At 27.5% G+C, this 15623-nt stretch carries 15 protein-coding genes and 1 tRNA gene; 8 read left to right on the top strand and 8 right to left on the bottom strand.

The features are described 5' to 3' along the window. Positions 1 to 43 precede the first annotated feature (43 nt). The 4 genes from N5A56_RS15450 (at position 44) to N5A56_RS15465 (ending at position 3556) form a co-directional block, all read left to right on the top strand. Entirely contained in the window at positions 44 to 907 is an 864-nt protein-coding gene (locus N5A56_RS15450; protein WP_265726543.1) for a M23 family metallopeptidase, read from the top strand. Further along, entirely contained in the window at positions 907 to 2403 is a 1497-nt protein-coding gene (locus tag N5A56_RS15455; RefSeq protein ID WP_265726542.1) for a GH3 auxin-responsive promoter family protein, read from the top strand. Before N5A56_RS15450 ends, N5A56_RS15455 begins: the two co-directional genes overlap by 1 nt. Positions 2404 to 2501: 98 nt before the next feature. After that, positions 2502 to 2951: a 6-pyruvoyl trahydropterin synthase family protein gene (locus N5A56_RS15460; RefSeq protein ID WP_265726541.1), complete on the top strand. Its 450-nt coding sequence runs from the start codon at positions 2502 to 2504 to the stop codon at positions 2949 to 2951. 74 nt (positions 2952 to 3025) lie between these two features. Further along, positions 3026 to 3556 carry a hypothetical protein gene (locus N5A56_RS15465; protein ID WP_265726540.1) on the top strand — a complete coding sequence of 177 codons (531 nt, stop codon included), beginning with the start codon at positions 3026 to 3028 and terminating at the stop codon, positions 3554 to 3556. Positions 3557 to 3640: 84 nt separating this feature from the next. Here the strand turns inward: N5A56_RS15465 and pth are convergent, their stop codons facing one another. From pth to N5A56_RS15480, 3 genes are all read right to left on the bottom strand, one after another. Further along, complete coding sequence (gene pth / locus N5A56_RS15470) at positions 3641 to 4270, bottom strand: aminoacyl-tRNA hydrolase (RefSeq protein WP_265726539.1); 630 nt, start codon at positions 4268 to 4270, stop codon at positions 3641 to 3643. Between the two features lie 109 nt (positions 4271 to 4379). Beyond that, positions 4380 to 4979 (bottom strand): 50S ribosomal protein L25/general stress protein Ctc, encoded by a 600-nt coding sequence (locus N5A56_RS15475; protein ID WP_265726538.1) that lies wholly within the window; start codon positions 4977 to 4979, stop codon positions 4380 to 4382. 18 nt (positions 4980 to 4997) lie between these two features. Further along, a complete protein-coding gene (locus tag N5A56_RS15480; RefSeq protein WP_265726537.1) occupies positions 4998 to 5939 on the bottom strand; it encodes a ribose-phosphate pyrophosphokinase in 942 nt (313 codons plus the stop codon). A 125-nt stretch (positions 5940 to 6064) separates the two neighbouring features. Between N5A56_RS15480 and N5A56_RS15485 the strand changes: the two genes are divergently transcribed. The 3 genes from N5A56_RS15485 to N5A56_RS15500 all read left to right on the top strand — a co-directional run bounded on the left by N5A56_RS15485 (position 6065) and on the right by N5A56_RS15500 (position 9251). Next, positions 6065 to 6146 (top strand) — tRNA-Leu (locus N5A56_RS15485). Between the two features lie 737 nt (positions 6147 to 6883). After that, positions 6884 to 7972: a formylglycine-generating enzyme family protein gene (locus N5A56_RS15495; RefSeq protein WP_265726536.1), complete on the top strand. Its 1089-nt coding sequence runs from the start codon at positions 6884 to 6886 to the stop codon at positions 7970 to 7972. Between the two features lie 133 nt (positions 7973 to 8105). Continuing rightward, positions 8106 to 9251 (top strand): PAS domain-containing sensor histidine kinase, encoded by a 1146-nt coding sequence (locus N5A56_RS15500; protein ID WP_265726535.1) that lies wholly within the window; start codon positions 8106 to 8108, stop codon positions 9249 to 9251. On the opposite strand, the gene N5A56_RS15505 is transcribed toward N5A56_RS15500, so the two are convergent. Genes N5A56_RS15505 through N5A56_RS15520 form a run of 4 tightly spaced genes read right to left on the bottom strand, consistent with a single transcriptional unit; the run spans position 9238 to position 13709 of the window. After that, entirely contained in the window at positions 9238 to 9651 is a 414-nt protein-coding gene (locus tag N5A56_RS15505; RefSeq protein WP_265726534.1) for a response regulator, read from the bottom strand. The genes N5A56_RS15500 and N5A56_RS15505 overlap by 14 nt on opposite strands. 7 nt (positions 9652 to 9658) lie before the next feature. Continuing rightward, a complete protein-coding gene (locus N5A56_RS15510) occupies positions 9659 to 11986 on the bottom strand; it encodes a PAS domain S-box protein (RefSeq protein ID WP_274270534.1) in 2328 nt (775 codons plus the stop codon). 41 nt (positions 11987 to 12027) lie between these two features. Continuing rightward, the gene (locus N5A56_RS15515; protein WP_274270535.1) at positions 12028 to 13419 is read right to left on the bottom strand and encodes a CheR family methyltransferase; all 1392 of its coding nucleotides are present in this window, start codon (positions 13417 to 13419) and stop codon (positions 12028 to 12030) included. Then, positions 13416 to 13709 carry a chemotaxis protein CheB gene (locus tag N5A56_RS15520; protein WP_274270536.1) on the bottom strand — a complete coding sequence of 98 codons (294 nt, stop codon included), beginning with the start codon at positions 13707 to 13709 and terminating at the stop codon, positions 13416 to 13418. Before N5A56_RS15520 ends, N5A56_RS15515 begins: the two co-directional genes overlap by 4 nt. Positions 13710 to 14351: 642 nt before the next feature. Between N5A56_RS15520 and N5A56_RS15525 the strand changes: the two genes are divergently transcribed. After that, positions 14352 to 15068, top strand: coding sequence for a response regulator (locus tag N5A56_RS15525; RefSeq protein WP_274270537.1), 717 nt, complete (start codon positions 14352 to 14354; stop codon positions 15066 to 15068). 14 nt (positions 15069 to 15082) lie between these two features. On the opposite strand, the gene N5A56_RS15530 is transcribed toward N5A56_RS15525, so the two are convergent. After that, entirely contained in the window at positions 15083 to 15445 is a 363-nt protein-coding gene (locus N5A56_RS15530) for an SPOR domain-containing protein (RefSeq protein WP_265726531.1), read from the bottom strand. Positions 15446 to 15623 lie beyond the last annotated feature (178 nt).

Below are 15623 nucleotides of genomic sequence, written 5' to 3' on the forward strand. Positions count from 1 at the left end.
GCTATTTTTACGTTGTATTTAAAGAACATTCAAAAAGCACTTTGTGGATAATAAAACCAAGAAAAAAGGAAAATTAAAACAAAAATTAACCGATAAATACAGGTTAGTTGTTTTAAACGAGAATACTTTTGAAGAGCGATTTTCATTAAAATTATCGTTGTTAAATGTTTTTGTTTTGGGAGGTGTTCTTTCTTTTTTGTTAATTTTAGTTACAACGTTCTTTATTACTTTTACTCCTGTAAAAGAGTATATACCAGGATATTCATCTACAAATTTAAAAATAAAAGCAACAAAATTAGCTTTTAAAACCGATTCTCTAAAACGTAAATTAGAAGTTTTACAGAGTTATGCAAAAGCTTTACAACCTATTTTAACTGGAGATATTGAGGCTGAAAAAATAGATTCAATTCAATTAGAAACAGATACTTTTGAAATACAAGATAGTTTGCTAAATGCATCAAAAGAAGACTCTATTTTTAGAGAAAAAATTGAAAGTCAAGACCGTTTTCCTATACAAAATAATGCTTCAACAAACGTAAAAATTGTGTTTTTTGCACCTTTAACAGGTACAGTTTCTCAAAGTTTCGATTCTAATAATCATTTAGCTGTAGATATAGTTGCTAAAAAAAATACCGCTGTAAAGGCTACTGCAGATGGAACAGTGATTTTTTCTGGTTGGACTACTGAAACTGGTTATGTTATTATTTTAAAACATGCAGATGATTATATATCTGTATATAAACACAATGGTAATTTACTAAAAGAACAAGGAGATTTTGTGAAATCTGGAGAAGTTATTGCGAGCGTAGGTTCTACAGGAGAACTTACCACTGGGCCACATTTGCATTTTGAACTTTGGAGTGGAGGATATGCGATAAACCCAATAAATTTGATCGATTTTAAATAATGAGTATAAAATCTGTTTTTGCAATTCCGTTTGCTAAAGTTGTTACAAAAAGAGTCTTTAAATGGGCAAATAAACCATATAAAACTCAAGACAAAGTTTTTAAGAAGTTAATTTCAAAAGCGAAAAATACTGCTTTTGGCAAAGATCATGATTTTGAGAATATTGTTACATATAATGATTTTAAAAAACGAGTAAAAGTTACAGATTACGAAGGTTTAAGAACTTATGTTGATAGAATTGTAGCTGGTGAATCTAATGTTCTTTGGGTTGGAAGGCCTTTGTATTTTGCAAAAACATCTGGCACAACATCTGGAGCAAAATATATACCAATAACAAAAGATTCTATGCCATCTCATATTAAAGCTGCAAGAAACGCTTTGTTGTTTTATATAGCAGAAAAAAATGATGCTAGTTTTGTAAATGGTAAAATGATTTTTTTACAAGGAAGCCCAGTTTTAGAAGATAAAAAAGGCGTAAAATTAGGTAGATTAAGTGGTATTGCAGCACATTATGTACCTCAATATTTATTAAAAAATAGATTACCAAGTTGGGAAACGAACTGTATAGAAGATTGGGATACTAAAGTAAATGCTGTAGTAGAGGAAACAATTAATGAGGATATGTCTGTTATTAGCGGAATACCTTCGTGGGTGCAAATGTATTTTGAAAAACTGATTGAAAAGTCTGGTAAATCAGTTTCGGAGTTATTTCCTAATTTTAATTTCTTTGTTTATGGAGGTGTAAACTTTGAGCCATATAAGAACAAATTTGAAAGCTTAATTGGTAAAAAAATAGATTATATAGAGTTGTACCCTGCATCTGAAGGTTTTATAGCATATCAAGATAGTCAAACGGAAAAAGGAATGTTGTTACAGCTTAATTCTGGTATTTTTTATGAATTTATTCCTGCAACTGAGTTTTATAATGAAAATCCTTCTAGAATTTCTTTAAAAGATGTAGAAATAGGAGTTAATTACGTTATTATTTTAAATACTTCTGCTGGTTTGTGGGGATATAACATTGGAGATACTGTTGAGTTTACTTCAATAAAACCTCATAGGATAAAAGTAACTGGTAGAATCAAGCATTTTATTTCTGCTTTTGGAGAACACGTTATTGGTAAAGAAGTTGAGAAAGCTTTAAACGATTCTATTTTAGGGACAGCAATAAATATTAGTGAATTTACGGTTGCGCCACAAGTAAACCCAGAAAGTGGCTTGCCATATCATGAATGGTTTATTGAGTTTGAGAATGAACCAGATAATATTGAAGAGTTTACATCTAAAATAGATGCTTCTATGCAAGAACAGAACATTTATTATTTAGATTTAATTGAAGGGAAAGTATTGCGCCCGTTAATTATTAGAAAAATAAAAAAAGGTGGTTTTCACGAGTATATGAAATCAATTGGTAAATTTGGTGGGCAGAATAAAATTCCACAATTATCAGACAATAGAAAAATTGCTGATGTTTTACAGGGATTTCTAATAGATTAATAAAAAATATAAAAAATGGGAGGAGATTATTTATTTCTAGTCTTAGCAGTGGTGTTAGTTATTGTTTATTTTTACAACAAATTTAGAAATAGACGTTAATGAGCACAATAAGAATTACAAAACAGTTTAATTTTGAAACTGGTCATGCATTATATGGTTATGATGGAAAATGTAAAAATGTTCATGGACATTCTTATAAACTTTCTGTAACGGTTTCAGGAAACCCAATTACAGATAATACAAATGTAAAGTTTGGAATGGTGATAGACTTTGGCGATCTTAAAAAAATTGTTAATGAAGAAATTGTAGATGTATTTGATCATGCTACTGTATTTAATAAAAATACTCCTCATTTAGAATTGGCAAAAGAATTACAAGAAAGAGATCACCATGTTATTTTGGTAGATTACCAACCAACTAGTGAAATGATGGTGATTGATTTTGCAGAAAAAATAAAAACTAGGTTACCAGAAAACATCAAACTACATTCTATAAAATTATCAGAAACAGAAACTAGTTTTGCAGAATGGTTTGCTAGCGAAAACTAAGTTTTAGTATTAAACAATTGTACATAATAATATATTTCTCTTTTATGAGTTATATTTGAAATAAAAATAATAATATGAAATTCTTTAAATTTATTTTAGTTCTTTTAATTACAGTTTCAATTACTGGATGCAGTAATAATAATAGTAATGAACCTCTTTTTGTATTGTCTAATGCTAATATAGCAGGTACTTATGATGTTACTAGTCATTCTTTAAACACAGCAATTAGTACTACAAGTAATGGAATTACATTTGAAGTAGGTTCTATAGAGGCTAATGGCGATACTTTTCAATTAGATTTAGTTATGAAGTCTAATGGTACATTTACTTTAAATGGGGCTTATAGAGTAGTGGCTGTTACAAAATTTGTGAGTGGTGATCAAGTAGATAAAACTGAGATAATTAATATTGATAGCTCGGGAGAGTTTTCAATTAATAGTTTGGAGAATACGATTACATTTTCTGGAACAGAAGGACTTCTGAAAGGGGCTCTTGATGTTACTGTTTTTAATGAGAACTTTTTCTCTTTAAGTAAAGAAGAAGAAGTTACTGATGGAAATGAAACGTTAGATGTTTCAACCAGAATTAGTTTTACTAGACAATAATTAAGTTATGTATTTAAAACAAAAAAGGTGTCGAATTCGACACCTTTTTTGTTTTAAAAATTGTAGCTAGTTTTTACAGTACAACTACTTACCATTAAAAGTATTCATAGTATTTGCTAATCCTGCTGTACCAAAAGAAAGAATTACTTTTACAGATGTTGGTATACGTTCTATTAATAGGCTAGTTTCTTCTTTATTCCATTCACCTAGCACAAAATCGGCTTGTCTTCCTTTGCTATAGTTTCCTCCTACGCCAAATCTAAAGCGTGCATATTGTTGTGTGTTTAGTTTTTCTTGAATATCTTTTAATCCATTATGTCCGCCTGCAGAACCTTTAGCTTTTAGTCTGATACTACCAAAATCTATATGTACATCATCTGTTACTATTAAAATATTTTCTATGGATATATTTTCTTTATCCATCCAATATTTAACAGCTTTTCCGCTAAGATTCATATATGTACTAGGCTTTAAAAGAATAAATGTTCTTCCTTTAAAACGAAATGTTGCTATATCTCCAAGTTTATCAGTTTCAAAAGTAACTTTATGTTCTTCTGCAACTTCATCAACAATTTTAAAACCAATATTATGGCGTGTGTTTGTGTATTTATCACCAATATTACCTAAACCAACAATTAAAAATTTCTTCATCAATTCTTCTTTAGTTTCAACTTTTATAGAGAGTAATTTATAAAAGAAGTTTTTTAAATTCATTCTTCAAAAATAAGAAGAATTATATAATATGATACTCTAAAATAAATTTAGAGCAATAAAAAAGCGTTACATAATTGTAACGCTTTTTGTAATTTATTTTTCTCAAAATTTATTCTGCAGCAGCTTCTGTTGCTTCTTCTTCACCTTCTTCTGCATCTGCAGTAGCATTACGAGAAGTTCTAACTTGTACTACAACTGTGTTGTCTGGGTGTATAAAAGTATAATCATCGTTAAATAAAGAAGATAATACTAATTTACTACCTATTCTTAACTTAGAGATGTCTGCAGATATAAAATCTGGTAAGTTTGCTGGTAATGCTTTTACTTTTAATTTACGGTTTGTAAAACGTAAAGCTCCACCATTTAATACACCAGGAGAAGTACCCGTTAATCTTACAGGGATATTCATTGTAATTTCTTTATCATCAAATAATTGATAAAAATCTACATGTAAAATTCTATCAGTTACAGGGTGAAATTGAATATCTTGTAAAATTGCAGGTATTTTTTGCCCATCAACATCTAAACTTGCAGTATACACATTTGGAGTAAATACCAAGTTTTTAAACGCTTTTTCTTCTGCTGAAAAGTGTATTGGTGTTTTTCCTCCGTATATAACGCAAGGAACCATACCAGCATTACGTAAGGCTTTAGTTGCTACTTTACCTACGCTTTCTCTTTTTGATCCTTTAATCGAAATTGATTTCATTACTTATTTATTAAAAATTTACATTAAAAATTGTCCACTAATTGAAGTGTTATCTTGTACTTTATGCATAACATCCGCAAATAATGGCGCGCAAGATACCACTTTTATTTTAGATGTCTCTTTTTTAAGTGGAATTGTATCAGAAACTATTAATTCTGTTAAAGCAGATTGCTCTATTTTTTCATAAGCACCACCAGATAATATTGGATGTGTACAAATAGCTCTAACACTTAAAGCACCTCTTTCTTTCATTAAATTGGCTGCATGTGCTAATGTTCCTCCAGTATCGATCATATCATCAACTAAAATTACATTTTTACCTTTAACATCACCAATAAGTTCCATATGGCCAATAACATTAGCTTTTTTTCTTTGTTTATAACATATTACAACATCAGAATGTAAGTGTTTTGAGTATGCATATGCTCTTTTAGAACCTCCCATATCTGGAGAAGCAATAGTTAAGTTATCTAATTTTAAACTATTTATATATGGCATAAAAATAGTTGAGGCAAATAAGTGATCTACTGGTTTTTCAAAAAATCCTTGAATTTGATCTGCATGTAAATCCATGGTCATGATTCTTGTTGCTCCTGCAGATTCTAAAAGTTTTGCAACTAATTTTGCTCCAATAGCAACTCTAGGTTGATCTTTTCTATCTTGTCTAGCCCAACCAAAATAAGGCATAACTGCTGTAATATGTCTTGCTGATGCTCTTTTTGCAGCATCACACATGAGTAGCATTTCCATTAAGTTGTCTGCATTCGGAAATGTAGATCCTATGATAAAAACACGTCTTCCACGTACAGATTCTTCAAATGCTGGTTGAAATTCGCCGTCACTAAAGTAGGTAGTTTTAACTTTTCCTAGTTTAATATTGTATTCTTTTGCAATTTTTTCTGCCAAAACAGTACTCTGCCTGCAGGTAAATAATTTTGGTGCTAATTGATTTGTAGACATTTATGGGTTTTTAGGTGTGTTGTTTTAAGAGTACAAAAGTAGATATTATTTATTGAGTTTGAAATTTATTTTTTCAGTTTAAATACTAAAAATATTTAGTAGATTTGCAAACCTATTTATTACTTGCTCAAGTGGCGGAATTGGTAGACGCGCTGGATTCAAAATCCAGTTCTTTCGAGAGTGTGGGTTCGATTCCCACCTTGAGTACAAAGGGAAAACCTCAACTTTTTACAGTTGAGGTTTTTTATTGGGTAAACATAGGTACAACAAATAGAGATTTACTTCCTATATTACTAATCGAAATTGAAAAAATCTTTAACATCTACATCAATTGCATCTGATTTTTTTTAGCGTTAAAGTAGATGCATTCTGTCTCCCATTTTCAATTGCTAACAAATTAGATTTTTCCATAGAAATAATTGCACAAATATCTAGCTGACTAAATTCATTAACTCTTCTAATTTTTGATATATTATTTCCTAGTTTTTTTTAAGTATTCGTTATCACTTTCCTTCATGAAAAGTAAATAGATTTAAATTCTAAATCTATCGTTTTTAAGGGTAATTTAACTGAAGTAAAAACATATAGTGAATCTTTAGAGATCTTTGTAAATAATTTAAAGAAAAATAATACTTTTAAAGATACTTTAATTTTAATCTTTTCTAAATTTGGAAGAAGAGTTCAGCAAAATGCTGTTGATGGTACAGATTATGGAGCTGCGAATAATGTCTTTTTAATTGGCGAAAACCTAAAAACAAAAGGTTTTTATAATGATGCTTCAGATTTATCAATTTTAGATAAAATGGAGATTTAATTCATACTATCGATTTTAGATCTATCTATGCAACAATTTTAGATAAGTGACTTCAAGTTGATGATATTCCTATTTTAAACAAATCTTTTGAAAAATTAAATTTCATATAATACCTTTACAAAAAAAATATATGTTTTATCAAAAAACTAAACTACAATTTATTCGTCTTGCTTTTATATTTTCTCTTATTATGATAGCTTTTAGTTGTAAAAAAGAAAAAACCAAAAATAACGATACAACTTCAGAAATAAAAGCACCTAAAAATATGATTTGGGTAGCAACAAAAACTTTTTTACAAGGCGCAAAAGAGTTAGATAAATACGCAATGGCAAGAGAAAAACCAGCACATAATGTTACTGTAGATGGTTTTTATATAGATGCTACAGAAGTTACCAATAAACAATTTAAAAAATTTATAGATGCAACTAAATATATAACTGTTGCAGAACGTAAAATAGATTGGGAATTGATGAAAAGCCAAGTACCTGCAGGAACACCTAAACCTCATGATTCTATATTACAACCAGGGAGTTTAATTTTTAATAAAAATGTAAACGCTGTAGTAAATATGAATAATTATGGACAATGGTGGACTTGGAAAATTGGTGCAAATTGGAAACATCCAGAAGGACCAGATTCTTCTATTGATGAAAAAGATAATTTTCCTGTAGTTCATATTGCTTTAGAAGATGCTCTGGCATATTGTAAATGGGCAAACAGACGTTTACCAACCGAAGCTGAATGGGAATCTGCTGCTCAAGGAAATAATACAGATGCTGTTTTTACTTGGGGGAACGATGCCTCAATTTTAGATGCTAATGCAAATACTTGGCAAGGCGTTTTTCCAACAAAAAATGAATCTAAAGACGGTTTTGAGTTTATTTCTGAAGTTAAATCATATCCACCAAATAATATTGGTTTATATGATATGGCTGGTAATGTTTGGGAACTTACAAGCGATTTATTTAATGTTAATTATTATCAAAACTTAGATACTTCAAAACCAATTTTGAACCCAAAAGGTGCTACTAAATCTTATAGTCCAAGTAATCCTTACCAAATAGAACATGTTATGAAGGGTGGTTCTTTTTTATGTCACGCTTCTTATTGTGCTAGTTTTAGAATTTCGGCAAAAATGGGTGTTGCAATAGATTCTGGATCTGATCATATGGGATTTAGAACAGTTGCTACCCCTAAAATGTTAAAGAGTAAACTGTAGGACTGTAATTAAAATAATTTATATTAACTAACTATAAACCATAGTTAGTTTTTTAAGGTACTAAAATAAATTATTTGTATTTTAGTGTACCCCTATATTTTTAAGATATTAATTAAAATTAAAAATAAACTTTGTGGAAACTTTTATTAAAGTGCAATTGTATAATTTAATTCAAAAAAGTCCTACTGTATTAGATTTTGTTTATAGTCAAACAATTGATTTTTACGGAAATTTTGAATCAGTTAATATTAAAAATGAATGGTTAAGTCCTGATTTTTTAATTAAACTAGGGTATACCACTAATGAAATTGAAAGCAATAAAATTTTATGGGAAGATGTTGTTTTTAAAGAAGACGTTGAAGTTATTAACTTAGCATTAGTAAAAATAAAAGAAGAAACTAGTTTTATTTTGCCTATTAGATATCTTCATAAAAACGGTTATTTATTAAATACTAAATTTATAGGTTTTAGAGTAAAAGATAATAAAAAGAGTGAAGTAGTTTTAGGAGCACATAATTTTTTAATTGATTTTGATGCGTTCGAAAATGAAAAGCAATTGATCGAGAAACAAAACCTAAATATTAAAAATTTAGAGAATAAGAATAAAGAGTTAACTCAGTTTTCATACTTAGCTTCTCATGATCTACAGCAACCTCTCAATAATATTATTTCTTATTTAAGTATTTTAGAAGAAAATAAAAATAGGTTAGATGATTTAGAGCAATTGAGTATTACTGTTATTAAGAAATCTTCCTATAAAATGAAGCGTTACATAACATCTTTATTAGAGTATTCTATTATAGGTACAAAAGCAAGGGAGGATAAGGTTGTTTTAAATGAAGTTTTTTCTTCAGTAAAAGAAATTTTAGCAGATCAGATAAAAGAAAAAAATGCAGTTTTAGATTTTCCTTCAAATAATTTGATAATGATTGGAAATCAAAATGATATTCATTTACTTTTTTTAAATTTAATTGAAAATAGTATAAAGTTTACTAAAAATGAAGTTGATACTAAAATTGTAATTGATTGTAAATCTGAGAATGATGATTTTTTATTTAGTATTTCAGATAATGGAATAGGTATAGATAAAATAGATAACAATAAAGTTTTCGATATTTTTTTTAAGATAAATAACGAAGATAACTTTAAAGGAATTGGAATGGGTTTAGCTATTTGTAAAAAAATTATCGAATTGTATGCTGGTAAAATATGGATAGACTCAGAACTTAATAAAGGAACTATTGTTTATTTTTCTTTACCAAAAATTACATTTTGTTAAACAATTCCTTAAGCGTGCTTTTACTTAATGGCTTATTTAAAAACATAAAAATATTTTCATTAGCTTCTATTTTTTCTTTTTCTTCTGGAATTAATGTTGTTGATAAAACTATAATTCTTGGTTTATTTAAATTAAACTCACTTGTTTTTGTATATAGTTCTATAAACCTGAAACCATCCATAACTGGCATGTTTAAATCTATAAAAATTAAATTGGGTTTTATGAAATCACTTAATTTGTTGGCATAATCTCCTTGATGCATTAAGTAATCTAGAGCATCTTTTCCGTTTTTAGAAAAAACAATATTATTTGTAACAGCTAAACTATCAATTACAATCTGATGAAATCTGTTTGTAGAAATATCATCATCAACAAGCAAAATACAATTAAACTTTTTCAAAATAGTATTAATTTTTGTTGTTAAAATATAAAGTGAACGTACTTCCTTCTCCTAGTTTACTTTCTACTTCAATTTTTCCTCCAGTTTTTTCTAGAATTTTTTTAATTAGATAAAGAGCCAAACCACTACCTTCTTTAACGTCACTTGCTCTTTTGAAAAGACCAAATACATGATTTTCATGTTCTTTTAAGTCTATACCAATTCCATTATCAGAAATAGAAATACAATCGAAGTTTTTTGTAGAAAAAGATTTCACTTCAATTTTTAGATTTCTATCTAAAGACCTGTATTTAATAGCATTATTTAATACGTTTTGTAACATGCTATTTACATAAGGTTCTGAAAAAACAACAGTTTTACAGGCTTTAAAATCAGCACTAATTTCAATTTCATCAATTTTAAATTTATCTTTTAATATTGGTAATATTAATTTGTACGAGCTTTCTATATCTATTTTCTTAAAGTTATCTAAAACTAAAGTTCTTGCTTTTGCAACAGAGATTAAGTTTTCTAAAGTACTATTAGCATTTTTAATATTTTTTTCTATCCAATTGATTGCTTCAACAGAATTTGAGTTTTTTATTGTGTTGTCTTCTTTTAATAAAGAAATAAATGAAGAAATATTATTTATAGGCGCTTTTATGTCATGAGTACTTACATAAGTTAATTCTTCGAGTTCAGATAATACGTTTTTGATATCTGTAATATCTCTCCAAGAAGAAGTATTATATAAAATGTTGCCATTTTTATCTTTAACTGAAGAAACATTAAGGTTTACATCTATAGCACCACTATCTTTTTTATTTATTTTTAATTCTTTGTTGGTTACTTTTCCTGTTTTTACAAAAGTGTTAAAAGCTTCTTTTGCATCTTGTTTATAATCTTTATGGTAAAGGTCAATAATATGCATACCAATAACTTCATTTCTGCTAAAGCCTATTTTGTTTAATAATGTTTGGTTACATTCAATTATTTTACCATTTTTTGGGTTTACTGAAGCAAACATATCTGGTGCACTATCATAAAGTTTATGATATTTTTTTTCTGCAACTTTAAGTTCTTTAGTTCTTTCTAAAACTTTATTTTCTAATATTACTTGAGATTCTTTTAGTTGGGTTATATCTGTGGCTACACCAATATGTTTTATTTTGTTAGTGCCTTCTATTTTTTGAAAAAGAGTGTCTTGTGATAAAAACCATCTATACTCTCCGTTTTTATGCTTTATTCTATACTCAAATTCTAAAACTTCATTTTCTTTAGATTTACTTAAGTTTTTAAAATGAATTATCATTTTTTTAAAGTCTTCTGGATGCAATAAAGAAGGCATTAGATTTTCTTTAAAAGCAAGTATTTCTTCTTTAGTATATTCTAAGTATTTAAATATATCTTTATTAACAAACTCATTAGATTGAGTTTCTTGATTAAAAATATAAAGTATATTTGGCATAACATCTATTACCTTTTGTAAAAAAATATTTTTATTATCCATTTCTAACTCCAACAATTTTAAAGGAGTAATATCTACAAAAGAGATAACTACTCCATCTATATTTTTATTTGAGTCTATAAATGGGTTTAGTCTTTTTAAATACCATGTATCTTCTCCATGAAGTATTTCTTTTTCAAAAGAATTACCAGTTTCTAAGACAGTATTTAAAGTGTCTAAAAAACTTTTGTCTTTTTCTTCTCCAAAAGTAATGTTAAAGTGAGAAATAGATCTCCCCACATCACTTTCAATAATGTTAAAGAATTTTTTAACGCTTGGCGTAAACTTTCTAATATGTAAATTTTTATCTAAAAATATGGTACCTATTTCTGTACTATCAATAAGGTTTTCTAAATATGAGTTTACAGAGGCAACTTCTTCAATTTTTTCTTGATATTCTACATTTACAGTATGTAGTTCTTCATTTACACTTTGTAGTTCTTCATTAGTGCTTTGTAATTCTTCATTAGAGGCTAGTAATTCTTCATTGGTAGCTTGTAGTTCTTCATTAGAAGTTTCTACCTCTTCTACCATTTCTTGTAAGTTAGATTTGGTATCACTTAATTCTTGTTCTAATAAATTAATTCTTTCTCTGTCAATTTCTGCTATGTTTGTGTTTAATTCAGATATTGTATTTATATTGCTATTAAGGTTGATGTTAGATTCGTTTCTATCTATTAAAAATATAATTAAAAAAATATTATACAAGTTAGTTGTTAATGTTTTTATAGGTTTTACAACTAATGTTAGGTTTTTTATTTTATCATCTTTACCACGAAAAATAATATCTTTATAGGTTACTTTTACAGATTCTTTTTCAGCTTTTCTTAAGGCAGTACTTAAGGCCAAAGAAATTTGTTGAGGTAAAATTTTAAAAATATTAAAATTTCTTAATTTTTTTCTGGAAATTCAAAAAAATCTTTAAAATGCCCATCTGCACTTATTAAATCAAAATCTTTATCAACATAAGCACTTGCTGCTCCAGTTTCTTCTAATAAAGTTTCAGATAACGATTCTGTTAATTTCTTTTCAACTAAAGACTGGTTGTTTATTTTTTCTTTTAAATAGGGTTTGGTGCTATAATAAGATTTGTTTGCATACCCTAAATTCATTGTTTTTGTAGGTACTGCATTTTTATAAATTCGCCATTTTCTAGACATTACTTTTAAAGAAGCAGAATGTTGTCCAATAGATTCACTTGGGCCTAAAAACAAGAACTTGTCTGGTTTTAAAGCATAGTGGAAAGTACCAATTATTTTTTGCTGTAAATTTGGTTGTAGGTAAATTAATAAGTTTCTACATACAATTAAGTCCATTTTAGTTAATGGAGGATCGTTAACAATATTGTGTTGAGAAAAGATGATCATCTTTCTAATTTCTGGAGAAATAAAATACAGATCGTCTTTTTTAATAAAATACTTATTTAAAAGTTTATGAGAAATATCTGCAACAATACTTTCTGTAAAAAACCCTTTATTAGCTTTTTTTATAACTTCTTTATCTAGATCTGTAGCAAAAATTTTAACATTAATATCAATGTTATTTTTAGTCATGTACTCTTTAAGAAGTATTGCTAAAGAATAGGCTTCTTCTCCAGAAGAACAGCCTACAGACCATAATTTAATTTTATCAGTTGGTTGTGTGTGTTTAAATAACTCAGGTATAATTTCTTTTTCAATAATTGAAAAAGCTTCAGTGTCTCTAAAAAATTTTGTAACACCAATTAAAAACTCTCTATATAAAATTTCTAATTCGTTTTCATTATCATTCACAAAATTTAGATAATCTCTAATTGTTAGCGTTTTGTTTACACTCATTCTTCTAATAACTCTTCTAGAAAGTGTAGGTAGTTTGTAATCTGAAAAATCGATATTGGTTTTTTTATATACTAAAGAAATTAGCTTTGTAAATTCTTTTTTAAACTCTAAATCTTTATCAGATTTTATATTTGTTAACGTTTTTGGGTGGCTAATAAAGTTTACTAATTCTTTAGGTATATCAGATATAGGAAGTATATAATCTATTAAACCTGTGGCAATAGCACTATTTGGCATGCCATCAAATTTTGCGTTTTTTGGTTCTTGTACCATAAGCATACCTCCTTGGTCTTTTATGTATCTTAGACCTCTTGAACCATCAGATCCAGTACCAGATAAAACGATACCAATAGAATTCTCTTTTTGATCATGTGCTAATGATTTAAAAAAGATATCTATAGGTAAGTTTAATTCAAAACCTTTGGGTTTGTCTTTTAAAAATAAAGTACCATTATCTATGGTCATATTTTTTTAGGTGGAATTAAATATACATTCCCAGCTTCAATTATAGTGTTGTTTGTCACTTCATGTATAGGCAGTTTTGTGTTTCTAGAAAGTAAATCTGCCATTAGACTTTTAAAATCTGGAGATAAATGCTGTACAATTACTATAGCATGATTAAAATCTTCAGGTAAATGGGCGAAAAATATTTTTAAAGCCTCTAAGCCACCTGCAGAAGTTCCTATACCAACAATAAAAAAACTATTTTTAATAGTTTTTTTATAATTTAAATTTTCATCTAGGCTTTTAATCATTTTTCAGGAGTTTGTATTGTCGATAAGTAGTTGTTAACGTAAATATATAAATATTCTATTTAATTTATATACGTCTTTAGTTTATTGTAAAAAAAAGAGTTAACCATTAAGTCAACTCTTTATTTAATACTTCCTCCAAAGTATATTTACAAATATAATAGTTAATGATTGTTTTAAAAAGATTTCATAACGACTATAGCAGACATGAAAACAACTATTTAGGAGATGTTTAAAATTTATTTCCGATTGTAATAGGGGTAATATTTTTAATTAAAGAATATTAGAAAATTAAAATGAAGCAAAAAAAGAGCTAAACAAACTAGTTAGCCCTTTTATACACTTCCCCCAAAGTATATATGCTGTAAAGATAGTATTCAATTAAAGTTTTAAGTAGGAAATGGGAGGACTATTGCGGACAACTAAGTAACCATTAGAGTCATTTTAGGTTTTCAATCATTTAAACAACCAATTAAGACGGTAAACAACTAAAAAGGACATTATTGTTTTTGTATATTATAAATGTTGTATATTTTTGGGTCTTCTAAAAAAGAAGTGTTTAATCTACCTGCACATATAGAATTAAGTATAATTGTTTAGAGGCTATAATTAGCTATATCTTAAAAATTAATAAAACATTAAATAATGAAAACTAAAATATTAATTGTTGATGATTCTATAGATACTAGAGTTTTCGTCACTAGTATTTTAACAAACTATGATGTAATAGAAGCTAAAGATGGGGTAGAGGCTTTAGAGATTATTAGTAATAATGAAATTAACTTGTTAATTACAGATTATAAAATGCCTAAAATGGATGGTTTTGATCTAGTATTAGATATAAAAAAGAAAAACTACGATTTTCCTATCATTATTATTACGGCCTTAACCTCTTTGGAGAAGAAAAAGCGAATGTTAAGATTAGGTATAGATAATTATTTATATAAACCTTTTTTTAAAGAAGAGTTAGTTAGTATCATTGAGAGAGCAATTGTTTATCATAAAACTGTGGTTTTAACCAAGAAAAATCTTGATTTAGCTACAGGTGATCAGTCAGAATTATTTAAGTCTAAAGTTGAAAATATAATTTACACAAATGTAGATAACTTTAATTTTTCTATTGAAATTATGGCTAGAGAATTTAATATTTCAACCAAAACCCTAACCAGAAGAACTAAAGCTATATTTGGCCAAACTCCAAATCAGCTAATGATAGAATGCCGTTTAAATTCCGCTCAAGAAATACTGTTACAAAACCCAAGAATCAGTTTAAAAGAAGTGGCTAAAAGAGTAGGATTAAAAAACACTAGTTATTTAAAAAGTAGACTTACAGATAAGTTTAAGACATTTTATGAAATGTAAATAAACAATAGTTTTTATTTCCCTAAAGGAATAGCTATAACTCCTTCAAATTTTTCGCTAAAAGCTATAATCGCTTTATCTGCCTCAAGTTTTGTTTTGTAATTACCAACTTGTACTTTCCATTCTGGAGCTATATATAATAGTTTGGTGTAAACTCCAGGAAAATTTATTTTAAATTTACTTTGTAGTTTTCTAGCTTTGGTTTCGCTGCCATAAAATATTTGAACCCTATATCCAAAACCAAAATCTTTGTTAAACGATCTTTTCTTTGAAATTAAGTTTTTAATTTCTTTGCTACTATTCGTGTCGTTTTGTGCTGATATAGAGGTAGTACCAATTAATAAAAAAATAAAAAGTAAGATAAGCTTATTGTTCATGAGTAAATTTTCTACAAAAATAACGAGTAAATTTAGATTATATTCACAATAAATATTATTTAGAATTATTATAAATTAATATTTAACATTCTTTTAGCTTTTCAAAATTTAGCAATATGTAGTACTTTTGTGCAACTGTTCAAAAAGCGTTTTTTTGAGCTATTTATACACGATATTA

Source organism: Polaribacter ponticola, from assembly GCF_026191475.2.
GTDB lineage: Bacteria > Bacteroidota > Bacteroidia > Flavobacteriales > Flavobacteriaceae > Polaribacter > Polaribacter ponticola.

Coding starts and splice junctions, on each gene's coding strand:
- N5A56_RS15455 (WP_265726542.1), top strand. CDS start 907: ATGAGTATAAAATCTGTTTTTGCAATTCCGTTTGCTAAAGTTGTTACA.
- N5A56_RS15460 (WP_265726541.1), top strand. CDS start 2,502: ATGAGCACAATAAGAATTACAAAACAGTTTAATTTTGAAACTGGTCAT.
- N5A56_RS15465 (WP_265726540.1), top strand. CDS start 3,026: ATGAAATTCTTTAAATTTATTTTAGTTCTTTTAATTACAGTTTCAATT.
- pth (WP_265726539.1), bottom strand. CDS start 4,270: ATGAATTTAAAAAACTTCTTTTATAAATTACTCTCTATAAAAGTTGAA.
- N5A56_RS15475 (WP_265726538.1), bottom strand. CDS start 4,979: ATGAAATCAATTTCGATTAAAGGATCAAAAAGAGAAAGCGTAGGTAAA.
- N5A56_RS15480 (WP_265726537.1), bottom strand. CDS start 5,939: ATGTCTACAAATCAATTAGCACCAAAATTATTTACCTGCAGGCAGAGT.
- N5A56_RS15495 (WP_265726536.1), top strand. CDS start 6,884: ATGTTTTATCAAAAAACTAAACTACAATTTATTCGTCTTGCTTTTATA.
- N5A56_RS15515 (WP_274270535.1), bottom strand. CDS start 13,419: ATGACCATAGATAATGGTACTTTATTTTTAAAAGACAAACCCAAAGGT.
- N5A56_RS15520 (WP_274270536.1), bottom strand. CDS start 13,709: ATGATTAAAAGCCTAGATGAAAATTTAAATTATAAAAAAACTATTAAA.
- N5A56_RS15525 (WP_274270537.1), top strand. CDS start 14,352: ATGAAAACTAAAATATTAATTGTTGATGATTCTATAGATACTAGAGTT.
- N5A56_RS15530 (WP_265726531.1), bottom strand. CDS start 15,445: ATGAACAATAAGCTTATCTTACTTTTTATTTTTTTATTAATTGGTACT.